The sequence below is a fragment of the Myxococcus qinghaiensis genome (assembly GCF_024198215.1).
GTDB lineage: Bacteria > Myxococcota > Myxococcia > Myxococcales > Myxococcaceae > Myxococcus > Myxococcus qinghaiensis.
On the sequence record NZ_JAKCFA010000013.1, the window covers coordinates 94,208 to 119,866 of the forward strand.

General features: G+C 70.4%; 19 protein-coding genes. 10 read left to right on the plus strand and 9 right to left on the minus strand.

Annotated features, from left to right (window positions below):
- Positions 1–12: 12 nt before the first annotated feature.
- On the minus strand, positions 13–1,752 hold the full coding sequence (locus tag LZ199_RS24525) for a sensor histidine kinase (protein WP_253996176.1): 1,740 nt from the start codon (positions 1,750–1,752) through the stop codon (positions 13–15).
- A gap of 226 nt (positions 1,753–1,978) precedes the next feature.
- On the opposite strand from LZ199_RS24525, the gene LZ199_RS24530 reads away from it, so the two are divergent.
- Both LZ199_RS24530 and LZ199_RS24535 read left to right on the plus strand, forming a co-directional pair.
- Positions 1,979–4,840, plus strand: a complete 2,862-nt coding sequence (locus LZ199_RS24530; protein WP_253996177.1) for a PAS domain S-box protein — start codon at positions 1,979–1,981, stop codon at positions 4,838–4,840.
- A gap of 6 nt (positions 4,841–4,846) precedes the next feature.
- Positions 4,847–5,506 carry a hypothetical protein gene (locus LZ199_RS24535; protein WP_253996178.1) on the plus strand — a complete coding sequence of 220 codons (660 nt, stop codon included), beginning with the start codon at positions 4,847–4,849 and terminating at the stop codon, positions 5,504–5,506.
- Positions 5,507–5,513: 7 nt separating this feature from the next.
- Here the strand turns inward: LZ199_RS24535 and LZ199_RS24540 are convergent, their stop codons facing one another.
- The 3 genes from LZ199_RS24540 to LZ199_RS24550 all read right to left on the minus strand — a co-directional run bounded on the left by LZ199_RS24540 (position 5,514) and on the right by LZ199_RS24550 (position 9,572).
- Entirely contained in the window at positions 5,514–6,158 is a 645-nt protein-coding gene (locus LZ199_RS24540) for a hypothetical protein (RefSeq protein ID WP_253996179.1), read from the minus strand.
- Positions 6,159–6,170: 12 nt separating this feature from the next.
- Positions 6,171–7,691: a M91 family zinc metallopeptidase gene (locus LZ199_RS24545; protein WP_253996180.1), complete on the minus strand. Its 1,521-nt coding sequence runs from the start codon at positions 7,689–7,691 to the stop codon at positions 6,171–6,173.
- A 393-nt stretch (positions 7,692–8,084) separates the two neighbouring features.
- Positions 8,085–9,572, minus strand: coding sequence for a M91 family zinc metallopeptidase (locus LZ199_RS24550; RefSeq protein WP_253996181.1), 1,488 nt, complete (start codon positions 9,570–9,572; stop codon positions 8,085–8,087).
- A 286-nt stretch (positions 9,573–9,858) separates the two neighbouring features.
- Between LZ199_RS24550 and LZ199_RS24555 the strand changes: the two genes are divergently transcribed.
- Both LZ199_RS24555 and LZ199_RS24560 read left to right on the plus strand, forming a co-directional pair.
- The gene (locus LZ199_RS24555; protein WP_253996182.1) at positions 9,859–11,286 is read left to right on the plus strand and encodes a vWA domain-containing protein; all 1,428 of its coding nucleotides are present in this window, start codon (positions 9,859–9,861) and stop codon (positions 11,284–11,286) included.
- A 19-nt stretch (positions 11,287–11,305) separates the two neighbouring features.
- Entirely contained in the window at positions 11,306–12,454 is a 1,149-nt protein-coding gene (locus tag LZ199_RS24560) for a hypothetical protein (protein ID WP_253996183.1), read from the plus strand.
- A gap of 17 nt (positions 12,455–12,471) precedes the next feature.
- Here the strand turns inward: LZ199_RS24560 and LZ199_RS24565 are convergent, their stop codons facing one another.
- Entirely contained in the window at positions 12,472–12,741 is a 270-nt protein-coding gene (locus tag LZ199_RS24565; RefSeq protein WP_253996184.1) for a hypothetical protein, read from the minus strand.
- Between the two features lie 313 nt (positions 12,742–13,054).
- On the opposite strand from LZ199_RS24565, the gene LZ199_RS24570 reads away from it, so the two are divergent.
- Positions 13,055–13,873 (plus strand): sterol desaturase family protein, encoded by an 819-nt coding sequence (locus LZ199_RS24570; RefSeq protein ID WP_253996185.1) that lies wholly within the window; start codon positions 13,055–13,057, stop codon positions 13,871–13,873.
- A 90-nt stretch (positions 13,874–13,963) separates the two neighbouring features.
- Here LZ199_RS24570 and LZ199_RS24575 read toward each other — a convergent pair whose 3' ends face one another.
- On the minus strand, positions 13,964–14,620 hold the full coding sequence (locus LZ199_RS24575) for a hypothetical protein (protein WP_253996186.1): 657 nt from the start codon (positions 14,618–14,620) through the stop codon (positions 13,964–13,966).
- Between the two features lie 59 nt (positions 14,621–14,679).
- Positions 14,680–15,606, minus strand: coding sequence for a hypothetical protein (locus tag LZ199_RS24580; RefSeq protein WP_253996187.1), 927 nt, complete (start codon positions 15,604–15,606; stop codon positions 14,680–14,682).
- A 398-nt stretch (positions 15,607–16,004) separates the two neighbouring features.
- On the opposite strand from LZ199_RS24580, the gene LZ199_RS24585 reads away from it, so the two are divergent.
- From LZ199_RS24585 to LZ199_RS24600, 4 genes are all read left to right on the plus strand, one after another.
- Positions 16,005–16,403, plus strand: a complete 399-nt coding sequence (locus tag LZ199_RS24585) for a BlaI/MecI/CopY family transcriptional regulator (RefSeq protein ID WP_253996188.1) — start codon at positions 16,005–16,007, stop codon at positions 16,401–16,403.
- Positions 16,400–18,490: a M56 family metallopeptidase gene (locus LZ199_RS24590; protein WP_253996189.1), complete on the plus strand. Its 2,091-nt coding sequence runs from the start codon at positions 16,400–16,402 to the stop codon at positions 18,488–18,490. Before LZ199_RS24585 ends, LZ199_RS24590 begins: the two co-directional genes overlap by 4 nt.
- A gap of 170 nt (positions 18,491–18,660) precedes the next feature.
- Positions 18,661–19,821 carry a 4-hydroxy-3-methylbut-2-enyl diphosphate reductase gene (locus tag LZ199_RS24595; RefSeq protein ID WP_253996190.1) on the plus strand — a complete coding sequence of 387 codons (1,161 nt, stop codon included), beginning with the start codon at positions 18,661–18,663 and terminating at the stop codon, positions 19,819–19,821.
- Positions 19,822–19,916: 95 nt separating this feature from the next.
- Entirely contained in the window at positions 19,917–22,493 is a 2,577-nt protein-coding gene (locus LZ199_RS24600; RefSeq protein ID WP_253996191.1) for a carbohydrate binding family 9 domain-containing protein, read from the plus strand.
- Between the two features lie 13 nt (positions 22,494–22,506).
- Here the strand turns inward: LZ199_RS24600 and LZ199_RS24605 are convergent, their stop codons facing one another.
- Positions 22,507–23,004 (minus strand): hypothetical protein, encoded by a 498-nt coding sequence (locus LZ199_RS24605; RefSeq protein ID WP_253996192.1) that lies wholly within the window; start codon positions 23,002–23,004, stop codon positions 22,507–22,509.
- Between the two features lie 287 nt (positions 23,005–23,291).
- Between LZ199_RS24605 and LZ199_RS24610 the strand changes: the two genes are divergently transcribed.
- Entirely contained in the window at positions 23,292–23,750 is a 459-nt protein-coding gene (locus LZ199_RS24610; protein WP_253996193.1) for a fibril protein, read from the plus strand.
- Between the two features lie 10 nt (positions 23,751–23,760).
- On the opposite strand, the gene LZ199_RS24615 is transcribed toward LZ199_RS24610, so the two are convergent.
- Entirely contained in the window at positions 23,761–25,449 is a 1,689-nt protein-coding gene (locus tag LZ199_RS24615) for a DUF885 domain-containing protein (RefSeq protein WP_253996194.1), read from the minus strand.
- Positions 25,450–25,659 lie beyond the last annotated feature (210 nt).

Here is a 25,659-nt window from a genome sequence, read left to right on the forward strand (position 1 = left end):
AAGACGCTCGGCTCACGGCGAGGGCTCGGGCGCGCCGTGCACCGACAGCCACTCCTCCGGGATGTCGCCGCGCGGCAGCTCCAGCACGAAGGTGGAGCCGCGCCCCAGCTCGCTGGTGGCCTTCACCGTGCCGCCGAACGCCTCGACAATCTGCCGGGTGATGTAGAGCCCCAGGCCCAGGCCGCCGTAGTGCCTGTCGCTCACCGCGCGCTCGAAGCGCTCGAAGATGCGGGGCAAGTCTCGGGCGGAGATGCCGATGCCGCCGTCCTCCACGGTGAGGCGCGCGGTGCGGCCATCCGCCTCCACGCTCATGCGCACCGGCTTGCCGGCGCCGTACTTCAGGGCGTTGGAGAGCAGGTTGGTCACCACCTGCTCCAGCCGCAGCCGGTCCCACCGCCCCAGCACCGGCACCGGCGCGTGCAGCTCCAGCGAGCAGTGGAGCTGCGCGGCAGAGGGCGCGAAGCGGTAGAGGATTTCCGCCGCCACGCTCGCCAGGTCCATCTCCTCCAGCTCCAGCTTCAAGCGGCCGGCGGTGATGCGCGACACGTCCAGCAGGTTGTCCACCAGGCTCGTCAGCTTGCGCACCTGGCGCTGCACCACGTCCAGCGTCTCCGAGACGCGCTCGGCGGACACCGGCTTGCCGTTCAACGCCAGCAGCTCCACCTGCCTCTGGAGCAGTTGCACCTTGAGGTGCAGCGGCGTCAGCGGCGTCTTCAGCTCGTGGCTGGCGATGCCCAGGAACTCGTCGCGCAGGCGCACCGCCTCGCGCGCCTCGCGCAAGAGCCGCGCGTTGTCCAGGGACAGCGCCGTGCGCCGCGCGAGCTCCTCCGCCAGTCGCTCGTCCTCGTCGCCGAAGCTCGGCGCCCCATCCGTGCGGTACAGCACCAGCGCGCCGATGATGCGCCCGCGCGCCACCAGCGGCACGCCCAGGGAGCTGCTCAGCCCCAGCGAGAGCAGCAGCCGCGCGTGCTCCGCGTCCCGGGCCAGGGCCACCTGGTGCTCCTCCGACAGCTGCGCCGTCCGCTCCGTGCGGCCCGTGAGGAACAGGGCGGGCAGCCCTCGAGGGTCCAGCGAGTCTGGCGGATACCGGCACAGCATCTCCACCAGCAGCACGTGCCGCTCCGGCTCCGCGTGGACCGCGGCCACGGCGCGCACCGACTCGCCGGACGAGCCCAGGAAGAGCACCCCGGCGTCCGCCAGCGTGGGCACCAGCAGCCGCAGCAGCGGCTCCATCTGCGCCTCGGTCTCCAGTTCGGCGCCCAGCAGCGCTCCCGCCTCCGCCAGCAGCTTCGCGCCGCGCGTCGCGTCCAGGCGAGGCAACAGCTCCTCCCGCGCACGCAGGAGCACCCCCGACGGCTTCACGCTCCCGTCCGGCCACACCGCGAACACGCTGCCTCGCAGCACCACCACCGTGCCGTCCGGTCGGCGAAGACCCCAGCGCTCCTCGCGGACCTGCTCCCCCGCGAGCGCACGCGTCAGTGGAGAAACTTCCAGTGACACGGACATGTTGTCGGCGCGCACCCAGTCGCACCCAGGCAGCCCGCCTCGCTCCAGGCGCTGCGGCATGGGGATGCGGAACTGGCGCCCCGCCTCGGCGTTGAAGAGGAGCACCTGGCCCAGGGCATCCATCAGGACGACGGCCTCGCCTGTCTGCTCGACGAGCAGGCGCAGGGCGGCGTCGCTCAGCCGGGCTTCCGCCCGTTCCGCGAGCACCTGATGAATCTTCGAAAGCGGGGCGCGGCCAGAGGACATGAGTTCAGGGAATTTCCGCTCGTGGCATGGTGGCATCCCGACCCGCCCGAAGGAAGACAACTCCCTGCCCTCGCTCAACACCTGAGAGGGCGCGGTCTGAATCCCAACCTTCCGGGGGTCAGGCCAGCCCCCTTGCCTGTCCTGCAGGAAATCCTGAATCGTTGGATAGTTGTACATCGCCCGGACTCCTCGTTCGGACGACGCGTCCACTTCCTCGAGCCTCAACATGCAGACGCCGCCCGCCAGGCCTGATTGGACTCCCCACGAGCGCCGGTATCGGCTCGTCATCGACAGCCTGAAGGAGGTCGTCTTCCAGACCGACGCACAAGGTGCGTGGACGTTCCTCAATCCGGCGTGGTCGGAAATCACGGGCCACCCGGTGGAGGACTCGCTGGGCAAGCACTTCTCGGAGTTCGTCTACGCGGAGGACCAGCGGCGCAGCCTGGAGGGGTTGCGCAAGCTGGTGACGAAGGAGCTGGAGTACGTGCGCACGGAGGTGCGCTACGTGAATCGCGGCGGCGGCTTCCGGTGGGTGGAGGTCTACGGGCGGCTGATGCTGGGCGAGGACGGCGCGGTGCTGGGCACGTCCGGGACGCTCAACGACATCACCGAGCGCAAGGCATCCGACGGCGCGCTGGCGCGGCGCGAGCGCTACCTCACCGCGCTGGTGGAGGTGCAGCAGCGGCTGCTCGCGGTGCGCGACGGAGGAGATTTGTACGGGCCGGTGCTGGAGCCGCTGGGCCAGTCCTCGGGGGCCAGCCGTGTGTACGTCTTCGAGCTGCACCCGGACCCGTCGGGTGAGCGGCTGTGCAGTCAGCGCGCGGAGTGGTGCGCGCCGGGCGTGCGCGCGGAGATAGACAACCCGGAGCTCCAGAACCTGCCGATGATGCCCACCCTGGACCGGTGGCTGAAGACGCTGTCGCGCGGCGACGTCATCGAGGGACTGGTGGAGACGTTCCCCACCGGAGAGCGCGAGCTGCTGGAGCCGCAGGGCATCCTCTCCATCCTCGTCCTGCCGCTGCGCGTGCAGGGCGTGCTCACGGGCTTCGTGGGCTTCGACAACTGCTCGGAGGCGCGGCGGTGGGACAAGCTGGAGGTGGACCTGTTGTCCGCCGCGGCGGGCGCCATCTCCGTGGCGCTGGAGCGGCGGGAGTCGGAGCGCGCGCTGCGCGAGCGTGAGCGGAGATTCCGCCAGCTCGCGGAGAACGCGTCCGACGTGCTGTACCTGTACCGCTGCGAGGCGCCGCGAGGCTTCGTCTACGTCAGCCGGGTGGCGCACGCGAAGCTGGGCTACGGGCCGGTGGCGCACTACGGCGACGCGGACCTGTGGTACCGGCGCGTGCACCCGGAGGACCGCGACGCGCTGGAGCGACTGCTGGAGGCCCCGCGCGCGTCGGCAGGCGCTCCGGTGACGGTGCGCTACCTGCATCCGGATGGGCGCACGCTGTGGCTGGAGCACGTCGTCGTGCCGGTGACGGACGCAATGGGGCGCATGGTGGCGGTGGAGGGCCTGGCGCGCGACATCACCGAGCGACGTCAGGCCGAAGAGGCGCTGCGCCTGTCCGAGGCCAGCTTCCGCGCGCTGCTGGAGGGCGTGCCGGACGCGGCGGCGATTGAGCGGGACGGGCACATCGTCTACGCGAACGCGGCGCTGGTGGGCACGCTGGGCTTCGAGCGCGCGGAGCAGCTGGTGGGCCGCCAGCTGTCGGAGTTCGTGAAGGACATGCGCGGCACGGAGGCGGTGAGGGCGGGCGCGCTCACCGGCGAGCGGCGGCTGGTGCGGCGCGATGGACGCACGCGCGTGGCGGAGGTCGTCTCACTGCCCCTGCGCTTCGACGGACAGCCCGCGGTGGTGTCCATCGCCCGCGACGTGACGGAGCAGCGGCAGCTCCAGGCGCGGCTGACGCTGGCGGACCGGCTGGCGTCGGTGGGCACGCTGGCGGCGGGAATCGCTCACGAAATCAACAACCCGCTGGCCTTCGTGCTGTCCAACCTGAGCTTCCTGTCGGACGAGTTCCGCCGCAACCTGCCCCCTGGCGACGGCGCGACGGCGCTCCAGGCCCGGCTGCGCGGCGAGCCTGACTTGGGCGAGTGGGTGGAGGTGCTGCACGAGGCCTGCGAGGGCGCGGAGCGGGTGCGGCAGATTGTCCGTCAGCTCAAGACGTTCTCCCGGCCCGATGAGGAGAACGTGTCGCCGCTGGACGTGCACGGGGTGCTGGAGTCGGTGGCGATGATGGCGGCGAACGAGATTCGCCACCGCGCGCAGCTCCGGCGGGACTACGGCGACATTCCCCCGGTGATGGCGAACGAGGGGAAGCTGAGCCAGGTGTTCCTGAACCTCGTGGTGAACGCGGCGCAGGCGATTCCGGAGGGCTCCGCGCACCGGCATGAAATCCGGCTGGCGACGCGGCGGGACGGACGCGCGCGGGTGGTGGTGGAGGTGCAGGACACGGGCGTGGGGATTCAGCGCGAGGTCATCGACCGCATCTTCGACCCGTTCTTCACCACGAAGCCGGTGGGCGTGGGCACGGGCCTGGGCCTGTCCATCTGTCACAGCATCATCCACGGGCTCGGCGGTGAAATCACCGTGGAGAGCGAGCCCGGCAAGGGCACCATCTTCCGCGTCAGCCTGCCCACCATGGAGCAGGACGCGCGCGCGGCGGCGGCGGCGCTCGACGTGACGCCCCGGCCCCTCGGCCAGCCCCGAGGGCGGGTGCTGGTGGTGGACGACGAGCCCGCGGTGGGGCGCGTGTTGCAGCGCATCCTCCGGGGCCACGAGGTGGAGGTGGCGTGCAGCGGGCGACAGGCGCTGGAGTTGCTGGAGCAGGGCCTGGAGCCGGACGCGGTGCTGTGCGACGTGATGATGCCGGACCTGACGGGCCGCGACGTCTACGAGTCCGTGCGGCGCGAGCACGCGGGGCTGGAGGGCCGCTTCGTCTTCGTGTCGGGCGGGGCCTTCACCACCGGCGCGCGCGAGTTCCTCGCGAGCATTCCCAACATCCTGTTGGAGAAGCCGTTCGACGAGGGACGCGTGCGGCGCGTGGTGGAAGACCTGGTCCGCTTGCGGCGTCCCACCGCGGAGGCGTGAGGGCTCATGTGGAATGACGTGGAGCTGAGGGACCTTCCGGCCTGCGCGGCGCGACTGCTGGAGGAGGTGCGCCAGGCGGACGGGTTCGCCTTCGTCAGCGAGCAGGTGGCCCAGGCCGAGGCGATTGACGAAGGGCTCGTCGCCGAGATGAAGGCGGGGCTGGTGAAGAGCTTCGGCATGTACCGCCAGCCTCGCTACCTGCGTCCGGAGGCCTATGCCTGGGAGGAGCGCGACGGCGTGCGCACGGCGCGCATCCGGCCGCTGTCCGCCCTGCTCCTCTTCTGGGCGGGCGGGGACGTGAGCCCCTACGTGCCGCAGGTGGTGTGGGGCCAGGGGCTCGTCGATTACCACTACGAGGAGACGGCGTCGGAGAACGTGCTGAAGTTCGGCGCGACGAACTTCGACACCTCTGGCGGCTTCGAGCTGGGCTCGCTCGGAGAGACGCTGGTGGAGCTGGCCGAGGACGAAGCGCTTCGCAAGCTGGCGGTGTTCAAGCCGCTCAAGAAGCTGCTGCTGGTGCGCACCCTCCAATGCGCGCACGCGGCCGTGCTCCAGGCCGTGAAGTCAGACGCCTTCCGCGAGCTGCCTCGCGTGGAGTCGTTCCGCTTCTTCGCCACGCCGGGACACGACGAGCCGACCTTCCTGCTGCTGCGACACGCGCCCTGAGCGCGGCCTACTTCACGCCGTCCAGCGGCAGCGGGCCGCTGTCCAGTATCTGCTGGCGCGTCAGCACCTGGCCGTACTCGGCCGTGCGGTACGTGAGACCCGCCGACTCCGTCGTCCCATGCAGGCGCAGATCGGCCGCCTCCGGCACATAGCCCACGCGCAGCCGCAGCTCGCGCACGGTGGACAGCTCGCGCGTCACCTCGGGCCCACTGGCGTAGGGCATCGACGTGCGCAGCGGCAGGGGCACCACCAGACGACGGGACGCGGTGGCGCCGGGCTCCACGCGGCTCAAGGCGGGGACCTCGGGGGCCTCCACGTCCGTGTCTTGTGGCACGGGCACGAGCTGACGCAGCAGCAGCGCGGTGTCACCGGAGAGGTCCACATAGGCACGCTCGGGCGCGAGGCCCACGTAGCCCGTGGGACCCCACTCCGGCAGCCCGTCCACCAGCAGCACCGCTTGGGAAGTGGCGTTGCGCACCGCGTACGCGACGGCGAGCCCCTCGGGCCCGCTCGTCACCGACTCCACCTTCAGCTCCACTTCCGCCTGGGCCACGCGTCCTCCCGGATTCGCGGGCTGATTCGAAGCCCGCGTGCAGCCCACGAATATCACCAGCGCCAGGCAGCAGGCGCCAGCTTGGAGCAGGGCTCTCATGCGCGACGGTGCTTAGTAGCGCGGCCGGGTCGGCAGGTTCAGGTCGTCGCGGAGGACGTTCTCACCGGGACGGCCGCCCTGCACCACGTCCGGCGTGGCCGGGTTCTGGTCCAGGTCGATGGGCAGGCCCACCGCGGACGTCTCGCGGTTGTTGGTGCCGTTCTTCTCGCCGTTCGCCAGCGTGCCGTTGGCGTAGTCGGACGCGTGCACCAGCTCGTGGAACAGCGCCACGACAGGCGGGCGGTTCATCCACTCCTCGTTGCCCAGGGAGATGCGCGAGGTGTTGTAGTTCACCGTGCCGTCGGTGCCCTTGCCCGGCGTGCCATCCGCGTTGAACCAGGCGTCGTCCTTGTTCGAGGCGGACGCCGAGTTGCCGCCCGTCGTCTCCTTGATGGTCGTCGAGTGGCCGCTGTCGTCCAGCGTGCGCAGCAGGTACTGCCCCGACGGCAGCGAGCGCATCGCGTCCAGGTCCGACTGCACGCGCGCCTGGAACTCCGGGCTGCCCTCCACCTTCACGGAGCTGCCGCGCTTGTCCGCGTCCTTCATGTCGACGATGGTCCGCGTATCTCCCGCGACGTCGTCGGTCTTCTCGTCCGCCTCGACGTAGAGCTTGTCGTCGCCGCCGTTGCCGCTGACGGTGTCCTTGCCCGCGCCGCCCGCCACCGCGTCGTTGCCCTCGCCACCCGTCAGCGAGTCGTCGCCCCGGCCACCGATGACCTGGTCGTCACCCGCGCCGCCCGTGGCGGTGTCGTTGCCCGCGCCCGCGTCGATGTAGTCGCGGCCCTCGCCGCCGTTGAGCAGGTCGTCGCCGTCCAGGCCGTACATGACGTCGCGACCCGCGCCGCCGTTCACCAGGTCGTTGCCCGCGCCGGCCTCGATGTAGTCGTCGCCGTCGTCACCGGAGATGGAGTCGTTGCCATTGCCGCCGATGAGCGTGTCGTTGCCCACGCCACCGGTGAGCGTGTCGTGACCCGCGCCACCCGACAGCTTGTCGTTGCCCGCGCCACCGTCAATCGTGAGGTCAACCGTGACGTTCGGATCCACGGTGATGGTGTCGTTGCCAGCGCCGCCCTGGATGATGGCGTTCTTGGACTGCTCCGGCGTCAGCGTCACCGAGTCGGAGCCGGAGGTGATGGTCAGCCCGCCGCTCCGGTTCATCGTCACCCGGGCATCGTTGTTGCCGGCGCCCAGGTCCACCACCGTCTGACCGTTGGCGTTGGTGCTGACCTGAGGGCCCGTGCCCGCGGCGGCCTGCTTGATGCTGTTGGCCACGGCGGCCACGGCCTTGCCCACCGTGGAACCGGGGCCGCTCGGAGGCCGGGCGCCCTCGAAGTCACTGCCCTGTGCAGACGCCGGACGGGACGCTGAGCCCGCGCGAGGGGCCGCTTCGAAGCCATCCTTCATCCGCTGGGCGACGGCCGTCTTCACCGCGTCCGGGCGCTGGGCCTGGGCGGTCTGCTTCACCGGCTCCGGCTTCGGCTCGGGCTTCACGGTGAGGGCGGGACGCGAACCGGACTTGCCAATCGTGGTCATGACGACTTCTCCCTGAGGACGAGGCACCCGGTACAGTCCCAGCGGCCAATGCCGGGGCGGACGAACGCCGACCTTCCCGATTATCGGGGTACGCCGGAGACAGTTGCGTCGTTTCTCGAAAGCCGGGAGCGGATCATCAGCCCCCATGGCGGCGGACCCCACTCAGCACCTGCTGGTGGGTCTGCTCTCACCTCTCTGGGGTGCCAGGTGCGACGGGCCCTGCGAATCCACCCTTTGAGGCGGTCGCATTCCAGCTCCGCCAGGCGAACTCCGTGGAGGAGCCGCAGCGAGCAGGGCGTGCGAATCCGTCCTTCGAGGCGGTCGCGCTTCGGCTCCGCCAGCCGAGCTCCGAGGTGGAGCGACGGCCGGCGGGCTCACGTGCCACGCGAGCGGCTAGTAGTGCGGCCGGGTCGGCAGGTTCAGCTCGTCGCGGAGGACGTTCTCACCGGGGCGGCCGCCCTGCACCACGTCCGGCGTGGCCGGGTTCTGGTCCAGGTCGATGGGCAGGCCCACCGCGGACGTCTCCAGGTTGCGCGTGCCGTCCTTCGAGCCGTTCGCCAGCGTGCCGTTGTTCATGTCGGACGCGTGCACCAGCTCGTGGAACAGGCCGACAATCGGAGGCCGGTTCATCCACTCGTCGGCGCCCAGGGAGATGCGCGAGGTGTTGTAGTTCACCGTCGCGTCCGTGCCCTTGCCCGGCGTGCCGTCCTTGTTGAAGAAGCCGTCGTTGAAGGCGGTGCCGGACGCCGTGTTTCCGCCGCTCGTCTCCGAGATGGTCGTCGTCTTGCCGCTGGCATCCAGCGAGCGCAGCAGGTCCTGGCCCGACGGCAGCGAGCGCATCGCGTCCAGGTCCGACTGCACGCGCGCCTGGAACTCCGGAGTGCCCTTCACCGACACGGAGCTGCCGCGCTTGTCCGCGTCCGTCATGTCGACAATCGTCCGCGTGTCCCCGGCCGAGTCGGCGCTCTCCTCGCCCTCCTCGACGTAGAGCTTGTCCGTCCCGCCGTTGCCGCTGACGGTGTCCTTGCCCTCGCCACCGGCCACCGCGTCGTTGCCCTCGCCACCCGTCAGCGAGTCGTCGCCCCGGCCACCGATGACCTGGTCGTCACCCGCGCCGCCGGCTGCGGTGTCATTGCCCGCGCCCGCGTCGATGTAGTCGCGGCCCTCGCCACCGTTCACCAGGTCATCGCCGTCCAGGCCGTAGAGCACGTCGCGACCCGCGCCACCGTTCACCAGGTCGTTGCCCGCGCCACCCTCGACGTAGTCGTCGCCGTCGTCACCCGACACCGCGTCGTTGCCCGCGCCGCCCAGCACCGCGTCGTTGCCCGCGCCGCCGATGAGCGTGTCGTTGCCCTTGCCGCCCGTCAGCTTGTCGTTGCCCGCGCCGCCGTCCACCGTGACGTCCTGGGTGACGCTCGCGTCCAGCGTAATCGTGTCGTTCCCGTCGCCGCCCTGGATGATGGCGCCCTTGGCCTGCTCCGGCGTCAGCGTCACCGAGTCCTTGCCCGACGTGACGGTCAGCGAGCCGTCCTGGCCCTGCGACACCGTCGCGGTGTTGTTCCCCGTGCCCAGGTCCACCACCGTCTGACCGTTGGCGTTGGTGCTCACCTGCGGGCCCGTGGCCGCGACAGGCTGCTTGGACTTGCCCGCCGCGCTGCCAGGCCCCACCGGCGCGCCCTCACCCCGAATCTCGGAGAGCACCGGACGGGACGCCGAGCCCGTACGAGGGGCCGCGTCGAAACCGTCCTTCATCCGCTGCGCGACGGCCGTCTTCACCGCGTCCGGGCGCTGGGCCTGGGCGGTCTGCTTCACCGGCTCCGGCTTCGGCTCGGGCTTCACGGTGAGGGCGGGGCGCGAACCAGGCTTTCCAATCGTGGTCATTCCCGATTATCGAGGCCCCCGGGTGGGAGTTGCGTCGTTTCTCGACTCCTGGGAGCGAATCGGTGGATCCACGGCGTCCCCAGGGGTTCACCCCAGCCACCGGCCACCGGGTACTGGACACCAAACCTGGGGCATGGACAGACGTCTGGGTTTTCCTCCACCCACGCAACGCCTGACATCGCTCCATCGGTCATCGGGGGGACCCTCCTCCCAGTGACCGATGCGAGCCGAGGCTCGAACGGGCGACTGTGCCACCCACTTCAGCCCTCACACCCCGAGGCCACACATGAACCGCACCCTGCTGCTGCTGTCCGCCGCTGGATTGCTCGCCCTGGGCGCGCTCTCGCTGGGCAAGCCCTCCCCGCCGCCGCCTCCTCCCGTCACCGACACCAGCCACACCGTGGCCCAGCCGGACGAGCAGCCCGCCACCGCCGTGCTGCCGCTGCTCGTCGCGCAGCCCTCCGACGGGGCCCTCACGCTCACCGGCAAGCTGTCCGGCTCCTATGTCCAGACGGGCGACAGCGAGGCCTTCGCGTGGATGGAGCTCAAGGCCCGCCCCGTGGAGGCCCAGCGCCGCGTCCCCGTGAACATGGCCCTCGTCGTGGACCGCTCCGGCTCCATGTCCGGCCAGAAGCTCGCGGACGCCAAGCGCGCCGCCACCGAGCTGGTGAACCGCCTGACGCCCGAGGATCGGCTCGCGTTGATCCACTACGGCACCGACGTGAAGGTCATCCCCAGCCGCCTGGTCACCCCCGAGGTCCGCGAGGAGCTGCTCGCCTCCATCGACCGCATCCAGGATGACGGCTCCACCAACATCAGCGGCGGACTCACCGAGGCGGCCTCCGCGCTGCGCGGCCACCTCTCCCAGTTCCGCGTCAGCCGCGCCATCCTCCTGAGCGATGGCCAGCCGACGGCGGGCCTGGTGACGGAGCCGGAGCTCTTCCAGCTCACCCGCCGCCTGCGCGACGAGGGCATCACCGTGAGCGCGCTCGGCGTGGGCGAGGACTTCCAGGCCTCCCTCATGCGCGGCATGGCCGAGCAGGGCGGCGGCTTCTCCGGCTTCCTCAATGACTCCTCCCGGCTGGCGGAGGTCTTCTCCCGCGAGCTGGACCAGGCCACCAGCACCGTCGCCCGCCGCGTGGAGCTGCGGCTCACCCTGCCCCCCTCCGTCCGCGACGTGGAGGTCATGGGCCTGCCCTCCACCCGCGAGGGCGCCGTCGTCAAGGTGCCGCTGTACGACCTGGCCGGAGAGCAGTCCGTCCGCGTCGTCGTGAAGCTGACGCTGCGCGCGAGCGCCACCACCGAGCCCCTGCCCCTGCTCGACGCCACCGTGCGCTACCTGGACGTGGCCAGGGACGGGATGGCGGAGACCACCCTGCCCCTCAAGGCCCAGGTCACCGAGGACGCCGCCCTGGTGCGCGCCCACCTGGACCGGGACGTGCGCGTGCACGCGGTGCGAGCGTTGGGAACCCAGCAGATGCGCGCCGCCGTGGAGGAGATGAAGCGCGGCAACCGCAAGGGCGCCGTGGGTCTGCTGGGCAACGCCCGGAAGCTTTTCGGCTCGTCCCCCGCCGCGCTGTCGGGGGAGCTTGCGGAGCTGGACCAGACAGAGGCAGCCTATGGGCGGGCGTCGAATGACGGTGACGTTCGCCGCGAGTCGCTGAACCTCTACAAGAAGACGATGAAGAACTTCGGCGAGAACAACGCCTATTAGTCAGGACGGTGTGCAGCCCATGGCCCTCTCCCTGCAGTTCCTCCACCGCGAGGAGTTCGAATCCCGCACCTTTCGCGCGCTGGGGGGAGGAGCCTGCATGGGCATCTTCGCGGCGCTCGCGTTGCGCGTCTGGGAGCCCTTCTCGCCCATCGTCCGGCTGACGCTGGAGCCGGGCTACTTCGCGGTGGTGGCCGCCGCGCTCGCCGCCGCGAAGCCCCTGAAGGGCTACGGGTGGGGCCTGCGCGCGGCGCTCGCCGTGCTGCCCGTCTTCCCCTTCCTCTTCTCCGCGCCCCACCCGCTGCCCCAGAGCCTGGCCGCCTGCATCGCCGCGGCGCTGGTGACCTGGCTGGGCAACGGCCGCGAGAGCGCGGGCACCTCCACCGCCGTCGCGGCGAGCGCCGCCGCCGCCGGCATCCTCGCCCCGGTGGGCCTGTACGTGCAGCAGGTGCTGGACGCCCGCTTCCTGGGCGACATGAGCCTGGTGTCCCTGGTGGTGGGCTTCGCCTGTGTGGCCCTGTTCTGGAGCATCGGCACGCTGCCCTCGCACCTGGTGCTGCACACCGACACGGTGGAGGCCCGGGGCCTGGCGCTCGGCGACACGCTCAAGGGCGAGGCCCAGGAGCTGGCCGCGCGCGCGCTCGGGCTGTACCAGCAGTGCAAGGCGGCGGTGCTGCGCATGCCCGCGAGCACCGGACGGCAGGAGCTGGTGGGCGTGATTGAGAAGATGGCCTCGGAGAGCTTCTCGCTCGCGGAGGCTCACTCGGCGCTCACCGCGCAGCTGGACTCCGTCGTCGCCCATGACGTGGACGCGCAGGTGAAGGAGCTGCGCGCGCGCGCCGCCGCCATCCAGGACACCGTGGCGCGCCGTCAGCTGGAGCTGGCCGCGTCCTCCCTGGGCGAGGAGCTCAACCACCTGGATGCGCTGAGCCGCAAGCGCGAGCGGCTGGTCGCCCAGCTCCACGCGCAGGTGGCGCTGCTGGAGCGCGCCCGCGTGTCCTTCATCGGCGCGCAGGGCCATGAGCTGGGTGCCAAGGGCGAGCAGGCCGCGCAGCTGGCGCGCCGGCTCAAGGGCATGGGCGAGGAGTCCGCCCTCCCCCCCGCCCCCGTGGATTCACACGAGGACACCCCGCGCCCCACCACGCCCGAGGCCACGCGCCTGCGGAGCTGAGGCGCCCCCACGCTTCTTCAGGCACTCGCCTTCTTCTTCCGGGCGGCGGCCTTGCGCCGAGGGGCCTTGGGCTGGGCCCGGGCCCTGAAGCTGCCGGGAGGCGCGTGCAGCTCGTCGGCGATTCTCCGCTCGATGGCCTCCCGCGTGTCCCGGGCGATGATGAGCGCCGCCTCGATTTCCTCACGCACCCGCGCCGCCTGCTCTTCCGCCGCCGCACGGTACTCCGAGGTGGTCCGACGTAGGGCGAGGGTGCCTCGGTCCTCCGTCTCCACGTTTCGTGTCGCCACCGCGACTTGCCCCCGGGCCCTGCTCCCTCGCGACTTGTTTTCCCCTGCCTTTTCCGCCATGGGAGCCTCCACGCGCTGATCCCCTCGTCGAAAGTGGGCCGTGGGTGTCCCTCGGGGAAGTCCGCATTCCGACTCGGCCCCCACCCAGGTAGGAGGGCAGGCGTCCAGTCGGCGGGCAGGCGAGCAGCGGAGCTTCTCTTGCACCGCAGAAAAACGTAAAAGCGGGCCTGATGATTGTGGCGCAAGGGTGCCGGGCCCCTGCTACTCACAACGACGCCGCATGGGCGGTCAGCGTCCAATCGCGAGGGATACCGTGGCGGTCAGCCAACCCTTTTCGTTTCTGAAGCACCGGAAGCACAACCTGGACCGGATGACGCTGGGTGACCTCGTCTATTCGTTCTTCACGTACTACGCCGTCGTGGCCTACATCGCCGTGGGCATCGTCAGCTTCGTCTACGCGGTGAAGTGGTTCGAGAACCCGGGGCGCATGCTGCTGGCCATGCTGGCCGCGAGCGTGGTGTTCCCGTTCGGCTGGTACCTGGTGCACAAGAACATCCTGCACAGCCGCTTCCTCTACAAGACGCCCTTCACCGCGGCGACGTGGAAGCGCATCCACTTCGACCACCACCAGGACCCCAATGACTTGCGCGTGCTCTTCGGCGCGCTGGCCAACGTGCTGCCGACGGTGGGCGGAGTGATTGCGCCCATCGGCTATCTGATTGGCGGCAGGTCGGGAGCGGCGGCGGCGCTGGGCTGGGCGATGGTGATTACGTGCTTCTATGAGTTCTGCCACTGCATCCAGCACCTGAACTACACGCCGAAGCTGGGCTTCCTGAAGGAAATCAAGCGCCTGCACCTGTCTCACCACTACCACAACGAGCAGGGCAACTACGGCATCACCAACTACTTCTGGGACCGCCTCTTCGGGACCTTCTATTCGAAGGCCGGTGAGAAGCCCAAGAGCCCCACCGTCTTCAACCTGGGCTACACCGCCGAGGAGGCCAAGCGCTACCCGTGGGTGGACAAGCTCTCCAATGGCACCCGCGGTGATGACCACCCGCGCCGCTTCTGGCAGGGCAAGGAAGGCCAGGGCACGCAGCCCGAGGACGTACGCGCTGGCGGCGAGCCGTAGAACGAAGCGCGGCGGGCCTTCACGCGAGGCTCGCCGCGAGACTTCACCGGAGGGCGCCGTGACGACGCCCTCCGCACGTGCCCGACGCGGCTAGTACTTCACCGTGCCGTTGGGCAGCATCAGCATCGAGTTGGACTTCTGCGTCGCCATCATCGAGCGCGCCATGTCCAGCACGAGCACCGCGCGGCCACGCACGGACAAGTCCCTCACGCGCGCCTCGAACGTCACGGGTGCCACCCGCGCATCCAGCTCCGACGCCTGCGCGCCATTGCGGGCGAAGTCACCCAGCGCGTTGAAGTGCACGGTGATTTGGACCTTCTCCACACCGGGCGGCACGGTGAAGCGCGCGGCCAGCGGAGAGTGTCCCGGCGTCGCCAGCTCCAGCATGTTGGACATCACCTGCACGGGCACGGGCTTGCCCTCGGCGGTGATGAGCACGTCGGAGACGGGCACCTTCATCGAGGTGTAGTCCGCCACGCCCTCGGCCCGCATTCGCAGCTCGAAGCTCTGCGTGGAGGGCGTCCCAGGGCCCTGACCGCCGGGCGTCGTGGGACCCGGGCCCTCGCCGCCAGGAGGGGTCGGTCCGGGGCCTTCACCGCCGGGAGTGGGAGCGGGGCCCTCATCCCCGGGGACGGGCGTCTCCACGCCCGGGTCTTCGTCACCGGGGAGCGGAGCGGGGTCTTCACCGCTGCAGGCGGCGAGCGCGAGGGCCGAGGCCCCCAGGGTGGACAGCAGGAACTTCTTCATGACGTGGCTCCTCGAAAGCTTTCAGTGAATCGATGTCTGGAAAGGGGATGTGACGGGGCTCACGGCAGGCAGCTGAGGCCCGTGGGAATGGTGAAGTCGACGGCGAGCGCCTGGGCAGCCGCGGGCGTCGCGGGCCCCGGGTCGAAACCACCGGGGAACGGCGCCGACTCACACGAGTTGTTGTACGTGTCCAACTGCGTGGCGAGGTTGTTGAGCGTGGTGCAGTTGACGGTGCCCAGCGCCGTCAGCACGAGCTCGAGCAGGTTGGGCGGCGTGGTGATTCCGCCAAACAGGCGCTGGTTGCAGGTGGCCACCAGCATCTGCCGCGCGGCCAGGAAGCGGACGCGGTCCAGCTCACTGCGCGGCAGGCCGGTGATGGGATACCTGTCCGGGTCACCCCAGAGGAGCCCCTCCGAGCCCGGCAGCGAGGCGGCGACGCCGATGCCGCCCAGCGGAATGGGGCCACCCGCCAGGCACTGCTGCACCGCGGGGATGTGGTTCTTGTAGAAGCCCAGCGTGCGCGTCGCGCTGGTGCACACGGTCGGCGGCGGCTGCACGCAGGTGACGCGCGCGGTGCACAGCGAGGAGCCCAGGTCGAACCCCGCGGTGAACACGTTGTCGATGTTGTTGTCCTCCAGCCCGTCGAGCAGCGCCAGCGTGCGGCAGTCGTCGTAGCTGTTGAACGTCACCGCGAAGTTGGACGTCACCGACTGGCCCACCGGAATCACCACCGGCGGCGGCGGGCTGAAGGAGAAGCCCTCCAGCGCCAGCAGCGGATCCGCGGCGGACAGCAGGACGGACGGCAGCAGCGGGTGGACGTTGTTGACCTGGTAGCTGAAGTTCGCCGTGAAGGGGTACGACGTCGCCTCCACGGAGGACTGCCCGTTCACCAGCTTCGAGCACGTCAAATCATGGGCTTCCGCCACACCAGCCAGCCCCACCGCGGCGGCACAAGCCGCCCCCATCCAACCGCTCAACGCCTTCATTTGCTTGTCCCGCCTTGCATCGTCTCAAGCCTGTATGGCTCGCGTCGGACGGGCCTTTTTCACCGGATGTGCCACGCGCAGGACCTGTCAGGTCGCCTCCGCCGCGACGGACCCACCTCCCCCAAGAGCGAGCAGGCGGGACGCGCGGGCACCTTGCGCGGAACCCGCGTTCCCTCAGGTGGGAACAACGCTTCCCGCGGCAAAAGGCGACAACTTCTCTTCCTGGGAAAAGCCTGGGAGCAGGCAGGCACGAAGGTGAGGCCTCGCGTTTCCAAGCTGGGAACTGGCCCGCACTTCCGGAGCGCATCCCACCTCACGCATGGCATCTACGAAGACCTTCGTTGACATCTACGAAGTCATTCGTATGATGAGTCGTGCATGTTGGACGCGAGGAAGCCATGAGCGAGTCGAAGCTGCCGCGCCCCACGGATGGCGAGCTGGCCATCCTGAGGGTGCTGTGGGAGCGCGGAGACAGCACGGTGCGCGAGGTGCACGAGGCGCTTCACCGGCGTGAGCCGGCGGAGGCCACGGGCTACACGACGGTGCTGAAGCTGATGCAGATCATGACGGACAAGGGCCTGGTGGAGCGCGACGAGTCCCAACGCGCGCACGTGTATCGGGCCCGGGCGACGGAGCAGCGCACGCAGCGGCAGCTGGTGACGGACCTGGTGGAGCGCGCCTTCGGCGGCTCTCCGGCGCGGCTGGCCATGCAGGCGTTGTCCTCTCGCAAGACGAGCCCGGAGGAGCTGGCCCAGTTGCGCCAGCTGCTCGATTCCCTGGAAGGAGCGGACGAATGAGCAGCCTGTGGATGGAGTCGCTGGGATGGGCGCTGGTGCACTCGCTCTGGCAGGGCGCGCTGGTGGCGCTGGGGCTGGCGGTGGCGCTGGTGACGGTGGGACGCCGGGCGGCCAACGCGCGCTATGCGCTGGCCTGTGGCGCGCTGGTGCTGACCGTGGTGCTGCCCGCGGCCACCGGGTGGCGGCACGCGACTCGAGCGCGCGCCACGCTTCAGGCGGAGCACGCCGCGGTTACCCGGGCCGTGCATGAGGAGCCGCGCCTCGCGCCTCGCGCTCAGCCCCGGTGGGCCGGGACGCCCCGCGCCGTCGTCTCCTCCGAGCGCGAGCCCACGCGGGCCACCATGTCCGAATGGACGCAACTTGCGCCGGCGAGCGTGTTGATGCGGCTGGTGGAGCAGGCTCGCGCGTCGCTGGACAGCCTGCTGCGGTGGGTGGTGCTCGCGTGGGTGGCGGGCGTGGGGCTCAGCTCCGGACGGCTGACGGCGGAGTGGGTGCAGCTGCGCCGGCTCGCGCGCCGTGCCCTGCCCGCGCCGCGCGAGTGGCAGGAGCGACTGGACACGCTGTCGCGACGGCTGGGCCTGACGCGCGCGGTGCGGCTGCTCCAGTCGACCGAGGTGGACGTGCCTTCGACGGTGGGCTGGCTGTCGCCGGTGGTGCTGCTGCCGGTGTCCACCCTCTGTGGACTTCCCACGCGCCAGCTGGAGATGGTGCTGGCGCACGAGCTGGCCCACATCCGCCGGCATGACTTCGCGGTGAACCTGGCGCAGGTGGTGGTGGAGACGCTCTTCTTCTACCACCCCGCCGTGCGGTGGATGTCCAACATCATCCGCGTGGAGCGCGAGCACTGCTGCGACGACGTGGCGGTGAGCGCCAGCGGCAACTCCGTCTCCTACGCCCGGGCCCTCACCGCGCTGGAGGCCCTGCGGGTGCTGCCCTCGGAGCCGAGCCACGCGATGTCCGCCCTGGGTGGCTCGCTGCCCGAGCGCGTGCGCCGCCTGGTCTCCCCTCCCGCGCCGCGCTGCTCCTCCCGCTGGGTGGCCGGAGCGTCGGTGCTCACGTTGGTCAGCAGCCTCGCGGTGGCCGCGCCCCTGACGTCGCTGGTGCTGAACCAGGGCCCCGCGTCCGACACCTCGTCCAAGGCCCAGCCGGGCGCCGCCGTCCCCGCGCCGTCCGAGGCGATGGAGCCTCCCGCGCCGCCGACCGCGCCTCGCATCTCCGTGACACCGCCGAGCGCGCCCTCCGCGCCCCGCGTTCACGTCGCGCCGCTGAGCCCTCTCGTCGACGTCAAGGTGAACGCCCCCATCAAGCTGGCCGTCGCGCCGAAGGTGAATGTGAAGGTGCAGGGGTTCTCCGGCCGTGACGACGCCGACGAGCGCACCCGGGTGGGCGCGGGGCAGCCGCTCTCCGTCGACCAGCTCGTCGCGCTGAAGACGGCGGGCGTCACGCCGGAGCGGGTGCGGGAGCTGGAGGCGATGGGCTACGAGCCCACCGTGGCCAACCTCGTCGAGATGGGCCACATGGGCATCACCCCCGAGTACGCGAAGCAGATGAGCGCGAGCTTCGGCCGCAAGCTGGACGCCGACACGCTGGTGGAGCTGCGCGCCATGGGTGTCACGCAGGAGTACCTGGCGGCGCTCAAGGGCGCGGGCTTCGACACGAAGGACCCGGACGACGTGGTGGAGGCGCGCGCGGTGGGAGTGAACGAGGACTACGTGCGCGGGCTGAAGGCCGCGGGCTACTCCGGCATGTCGCTGGAGGACATCACCGAGCTGCGCGCGGTGGGCGTGGACCCGGCGTACATCGGCGCGCTGGGCAAGTTCGGCCTGCCCAAGCTCTCCCCGGATGACCTCCAGGAGCTGCGCGCGGTGGGTGTCACCCCGTCGTGGCTGGAGCAGATGCGCGCGGCCGGCGTGGAGACGAAGGACCCGGACCAGCTGACCGAGCTGCGCGCGCTGGGCGTCACCCCGGAGTTCCTGCGCGAGCTGAACGCCGCGGGCCTGAAGAACCTCTCCGCCGATGAGCTGGTGCGCCTGCGCTCCGGCGGCGTGGACGCCGAGTTCATCCGGCGGCTGCGCGACTCCAAGTAACACCCGCTACACCGTCACATCCGTCACCGAGTAGCCCGGGGCGCATCGCTCGCTCCCCGGGCCCGTGACACCGCCTCTCCCCGCTTCACACACACCCTTCCCCACGGACGCGCCCACACCGGCGCGCGCTGGACGGGAGGGGTCCATCCAAGAACCGAAGGAGCCTCGCCATGCGTCGCCTGTCGTCGCTGTTGACCTGCTGTGTCCTGTTGCTGGTGGCCACCACCACCTCCGCCGCGAATGAGCTGCGCGGCACGTGGACGTCCTCCGTCCGCGAGAAGTCGTCGCCTGAGAGCTTCCACATCAACCTCATCCATCCCGACGATGAGGGCGGCGGCAAGGGGCAGATGGGCTTCACCGAGCCCCGCGCCTCCTTCCAGGGCCTGTCCACCGCGGACGGCCCGTCCACCTTCACCCTCACCCGCGAGGCCGGCGTCCTCTCCTTCACCGGCACCTTCCAGGGCGGTGAAGGCGCGGGCCACTACACCTTCGCTCCCAGCGAGGCCTACGCGAAGGCCATGGCCGCGCTCGGCTACCCGAACCTCACCCCTCGCGACCAGTTCCAGTTCGCGGCCACCCACCTCACCACCCAGCGGGTGAAGGAGCTGGCGGCCCTCGGCTACAAGGAGATTCCTCGCGAGCAGCTGCTCACGGTGGCCATCTTCAACGTGAATGCCGAGTACATCCGTGAGCTGGCGAAGGTGGGCTACGGGAAGCTGACCCTCGAGCAGCTGGTGCAGGGCCGCATCCACGGCGTCACGCCCCAGCGCGCGAAGGACCTGGCAGCCTCGGGCTTCCCCAAGCTGTCCTGGGAGGACCTGCTCGCCATGTCCATCCACGGCGTCACCCCCGAGTACATCCGCGAGGTGAACGCCATGGGCTACCGCGGCCTGGACGCCGAGAAAATCGTTGCCTTCCGCATCCACGGCATCACCACCGAGTTCGCCCGGGAGATGCGCGGCCTGGGCTTCAAGGACCTGGATGTGGACGAGCTGGTCGCCATGCGCATCCACGGCGTCACCACGCCCTTCGTGAAGGAGATGCGGGAGCTGGGCTTCAAGGACCTGGACGCGGACGACTTCGTCGCCATGCGCATCCACCAGGTCACCACGCCCTTCGTGAAGGAGATGCGAGAGCTGGGCTTCAAGGAAATCACGCAGGAAGAGCTGGTCTCCTTCCGCATCCACGGCGTGACGCCCGAGTTCGTGAAGAAGCTGCGCGACGCGGGCTACAAGAACATCACCCCGGAGGAGCTGGTGCGTCTGCGCATCCATGGAATCGACGAGACGTTCATGCGTTCCATGTCGGGAGGCGGCAAGGACGGCAAGTAGCACTCCCGGGCCACTCCGGAATCTCTGTCTCCACTCACGTTCTCCACCAAGGGAGCCCGGTGTCCCCGCTGCGTGGGGCACGAGGGAAGAGGGTCATGTCATTCGGTGTCAGAGGGGCCATCGCGCTCGGGGTGTCGCTGTGGAGTCTGGCGGCGGGCGCGGCGGTGGAGGGGCCGGGGAAGGAGCAGTTCCTCCAGGCGGCGCGAGCCACCCGCCCGGTCCAGGTGGACGGCAGGTTGGATGAGGACGACTGGGCGCGCGCGCCCGTGTTCGACGGCTTCGTGGAGCGCTATCCGGCGGCGGGCCGGGCACCGTCGGAGAAGACGGAGCTGCGAGTGCTCTACGACGAGGACATGCTGTACGTGGGCGTGGTGGCGCGCGACTCGGAGCCTTCGCGCATCGACAGGCGGCTGGGGCGGCGGGACAGCGCGCCGTACTCGGACACGGTGCATGTGCTCATCGACCCGACGCATGACCACCGCACCGCGTACAGCTTCTCCGTCACCGCCGGCGGCGTGCAGAGCGACGGGCTGTTCTACGACGACCGCTACTACACGGAGGACTGGAGCGGCATCTGGGCCGGGGCCGCGGGCGACGTGGCGGATGGCTGGGTGGCGGAGTTCGCCATTCCCCTCTCGCTGCTGCGCTTCCCGGAGGCGCCGGTGCAGACGTGGGGCTTCTCGGTGCGCCGCGACATCGCGCGCAAGAACGAGGAGCTGGAGTCAGTGGACAACCCGCGCAACCACAACGCCAACGTGTCGCGGCTGGGCCACCTGACGGGCCTGGAGAACCTCCAGCCGCGCGGGCGGTGGGAGCTGATGCCGTACCTGGCGGCGCGGGGCCTGGCGCGGCCCCAGTTCTCGGACGCGTCACGGCCGGCGCCGCGCCTGCTCAGCCCGTCCATGGACGTGGGCCTGGACGTGCGCGCCTCGCTCACCAGCGAGCTGGCGCTGGCGGCGACGTTCAACCCGGACTTCGGCGAGGTGGAGGCGGACGAGCTGCTGCTCAACCTGAGCACGTTCGAGGCGTACTTCCCGGAGCGCCGCCCCTTCTTCACGCAGGGCATGGAGCTGTTCCAGCCGGTGGGCATGGGCGTGGGTGACGCGCCGCTGGCGCTCTTCTACTCGCGGCGCATCGGCCTGGACACGCCGCTGCTCGGCGCGGCGAAGGTGACGGGCTCGGTGGGCGGCGTGCAGGTGGGCGTGCTGGACGCGCTCGTCACAGGGCCCTGGCAGGCGCGCGACGAGGCGAGCCCGGACAAGCGCCTGCGCTTCGACTGGCGCAGGCCGCTGCACCTGGGCGCGGGGCTGGAGCTGCCGGACGAGCCCTCCGCGACGACGCACTACCTGGTGGCGGTGGCACGCGGGAAGGTGGGCGCGGGCTCGCGCGTGGGCGGCGCGGTGGCCATGGCCAACCCGCTGTCGGGCACCTGCACCGCCGAGGACGCGGCCCTGGAAGGCGCGCTGCAACCGGCGTCGTGTCGGGGACGCGGCGGGCTCACCGGCGCGCTCGACTTCGACTTGAAGACGGCGGACAGCACCTGGGGCGTGTACGGGATGATGGTGGCGTCGCGCGTGGACGGCGGCCCACCGGAGCGCGTGCTCGCGGACGGCACGCTGCTGCGGGGCGGAGACTCGGGCGTGGGAGGTTACCTGCGCGCGGGCCGCTTCGGTGGCGAGGGCCTGCGTCCGGAGGTCGGCGTGGATGTCGCGACGCCGAAGCTGTCGCTGGTGGCCACGGGCTTCCAGCGCTCGCAGAACGAGGTGGCGCCCCGGGCCTCGCTTCGCTACGCGCGGCCCAATGGCCTGGGCCCGTTCAAGGCGCTGTTCGCCAATGCCCACGTCGGCGGACGGTGGACGGCGGATGACCGGAGCGAGCACCGGGTCACCTGGTTCAACCTCTTCGCGAGCGCCACCCTGCCCAGCTTCGACACGGTGAGCGTGGAGACGGGTGCGGACCTCAACGCCTACGACGTGCGGGAGCTGGGGAAGACGGGCGTCCCGCTGGAGCGGCCGGACCGGATGTTCGTGGCCGTCAGCGCCGAGACGAATCCCAACCGCCCTGTCTCGGTGGAGGGCTACGCGTCGGTGGGCCACCGCTTCCAGGGCGGACCGAGCGCTCCTGCCTGGGATTGGGGCGCGGAGGCCACGCTGTCGATGCGGCCGCACCCTTCGCTCCAGACGGAGCTCTCCGTGAGCAACGACAAGACGGACCACGGGCCGCGCTACGTGGAGACGCGGGCCGACGGAGGCTTCCTGCTGGGCGCGCTGGACTCGCGCTACCTGTCGCTCACGCTGCGCCAGCAGTGGGTGCTGACGCCCCGGCTCACCTTGCAGGGCTACGCGCAGCTCTTCACCGCGCACGGCACCTACGGCCCCTTCTTCACGGCGACGTCCGACGCGCGCCGGACGCGCATCCGGCTGGACTCGCTGACGCCCATCGAACACGCGGACGACAGCAGCTTCTACGACACCGCGTTGAACGTGAATGTCGTGGCGCGGTGGGAGTACCAGCTCGGCTCCACGCTCTTCGTCGTCTACTCACGCTCGCAGCAGGGCCTGCCGGAGCCGGAGGGAGAGCGGCCCTTCGCGACGCTGCGTCCACGGCGCCTGATGGCGGGAGCCGCCAACGACGCGGTGATGCTCAAGTGGAGCTACTACTGGGGCACGTGAGGTGGCGGGGGCCTCACGGCCCGGAGCACAGGCGGGAGATGGCGGAGCGCGCCTCGTTCACCGAGTCCTCATAGGCGGTCAGCGTGACGCCGGGGCCCACCTGTCCATCGTCCATCGCGGCGGCATCCTGCTCTGGGAGTGCCCGCGCCCGGGCGATGCGCGCATGCGACTGCGCCAGCACGTCCAGGTCCGCGCCATAGCGCCGCACGGCCTCTCGCAGCGCGGCGTCACTGACTCGCAGGGCCTTCAGTCGCGAGGACAGCTCCTCCAACTGGCTCGCGTTCAAGGCCAGCGAGTGCGCGTCATGCTGGCTGTCCCCCAGGCCATCCGTCACGCGCAGCTCCTCCATCACCAGGGCCTGCACGGCGGCACATGACTCCTCCCTGCGGTGCTGACACGCGGTGGCCAGCGCCAGGCACCCGGCGGCCAATCCCCACGCCATGGCACGGCGGCGGCCGGACTTCGCCGCGCCGCGCGAACCACCGCGAACTGGACGTGAGAGCGGGCGCACGCACCCACGCTCGGCGCGTCGTCCCCGAGAGTCAATTCGAGCCGGGAAGCGCTGTCCCACGGTGGAAAGCCAGGGGCCTTCCGGGACGGCATTCCACGGAGCCCTGAGAGCCGAGTGCCGGGTTCTGGAAAGTCATGAGCACGGCCGTCTCAGAGGCACGGGCAATCGAGGGCCCGCCGCCAGGGCTTGGGAGCGTTGGCTGTCGAACGACTCCGGCGGGCGAGTTCGTGCACGCGCGAAAGGCCGTTCCCACTTTCGCCGCGGGTGGCGTGGAGGAGGAGGGTGCAATGGTTTCGCTTCGAATCGCCTGTCTCGGGCTTTTGCTGACACTGTCGGCGTGTGCTTCGTCGAACCCGGCCGTGGTGCGGGCCCCTCGCGAGGAGGCTCCCGCTGTCGCGAGCCTCGCGGAGGACGGCAGCACCTACGGCTACCGCGCGGAGGACCCCGTGCGCGTGGGCTGGGGCAACCCGGGCGTCATGGCCTTCTTCGAGCTGCTGCGCGGCCCCCAGGGCCAGCGCGTCGCCTGGAAACGCCTGGGCCCGTGCTGCGACACCGGGCCCACGCCGTCACTCGAGTACGCGGGGCTGGAGGTGTTCGAGGTCGGCTACGAGGGCCTGACCGACCCGGTGCGCCTGTTCATCGACCCGAACCACGGGGCCGCCATCCGCGCGCCCCAGGGCTTCACGATTGAGGGCCTCACCGCGCGCGAGACGCCGACGACTCCGTCGGACGTCATCGAGCTGTAGCCCGTCGCGCTCACTCCAGCGACGGTGACTCGTCGTTGGGGATGAGCACCTTGCGCGCGAGCGACACCGGAAGGCCGAGCTGCAGGAAGCGGTCGTGGAAGTCCTTCAGGACGAACTTCTTCCCGCTCGCCTCCAGGTGCTTCCGGTAGTCCTCGCGCAGCTTCAGAATCTGCATGCGCCCCGCCGCGTAGTACAGGTACGTGGGGTTGGACGTGCCGCGCTCCACCTCGCGCATCGCGGGGAAGGGCTCGAAGTACGCAATCTCCGCGTAGCGCTTCGCCACCGCGTCCACCGGCTCGTTGTAGACGTGCAGCGCCAGCGCCGCGTACCACCGCGCGTGCCGCTGGAGCGCGCGCCGCAGCTGGCCCAGGCGCACCGACGGGTCACCCTCGCCCAGGCCCTCGTCCACCATCATCTGCTCGGCGTAGTGGGCCCAGCCCTCCACCACGGAGGCGGGGGTGAAGACCTTGCGCACGTCGGTGGGAATCTTGGACCCGTAGAGCAGCTGGACGAAGTGGCCGGGCATGGCCTCGTGCACGGTGATGCCCAACAGGCCCGCGCGGTTGAAGTACGTCAGGTGCTGCGACTTCTCCTCCGTGGACCACTCCGCCTCCACGTTGGTGATGTTGTAGTAGGCCTCCTTCGCCTTGCTCTCAAAGGGGCCCGGCGTGTCCATGGACGCGAAGCCCAGCCGCTCGTACGGCGGCGTCTCGCGCACGGACGGCAGCGCGTCCGAGGGCAGGGTCAGGATGTCCTTCTCGCGCACGAAGCGCTGCAGCTCCACCAGCTGGGTGCGCGCCAGGGGAATCAGCTCCTCGGAGGTGGGGTGGTCCTTCACCAGGGCCGCCATCACCTGCTCCGGCGTCTTCGTCGGGTCCACCTTCGCCGTCTCGCGCGCGACCCAGGCCTTGTACTCACGGATGGCGCGCTCGTTGATGTCGCGCAGCTGGTCCGCGTTCAGCGTGATGTGCTCCTCCAGCGCCAGCTTCTTCTCGAACAGCGCGCGGCCCATGCGGAAGTCGCCGTTCGCCTGGGGCAGCAGCTCCTCCTCCAGCCACTCGGTGAAGCCCTCCATCTGCCGCAGGGCGTCCGCGCGCGCGGCGTGGAAGGCCTCGCGCTCCGCGGGCGATACCTTGTCCAGGCCCTGGGCCTCCAGGGCCCGCGGCAGGTCCACGCGCAGATACACCTGCGTGCCGCGCGCGTCGCGGATGGCCTGCTCCGCCCACAACCGGGGCACGCCCTTGAGGTTCGTCTTCGCCGCCTCCAGGACGTCTGGGATTCGCGCCATGCGTGAGCGCATGTCCCGCATCCGCTCGCCCAGCGGCGCGAAGTCGCGCGAGGACAACGTGGACAGGCCGCCGGAGACCAGGCCCACGTAGGCGCCGGGGTTCTTCTCCCAGATGCGCTCCTCCTCCAGCTCAAACAACTCCGCGCGGATGGCGTTCTGCAACACCACGCCGTCGATGGCCTCGTCGCCCGTGAGCGCGGAGCAGTTCACCTGCTCCAGTCGCGTGAGCCAGCCGCGCAGCGCCTCGGCCTTGCGCTTCAGCGCCTCCTGCGAGACGTCCTGCAGGCGCGCGTCATGCGCATGGAAGCCCAGTCGCGTCGCGCGCACGGGGTTGGCGGCGGAGAACCAATCCAGGTACTCGCGGATGAAGTGCGAATAGGAGGCGGTGGCGGCGCGAGAGGGCGAGGGCAAGGAGGAGGATGACTCCGACCCGTCCTTCGAGCGCGACGCGCACGCGGAGAGACTGGCCAGCAAAATGACTGCGACACGAATGCGCATGAGGGCTCTCTTCAAGGATGACGGGCCGAAGTCTCGGCACTCGTGTGGGTAAGGGGTAGGCGGAAACAAGCGCGCTCGCAAGACGCCGTCGTGCGCTCAACCCGTCGGGTCGCCCCGGAGGTC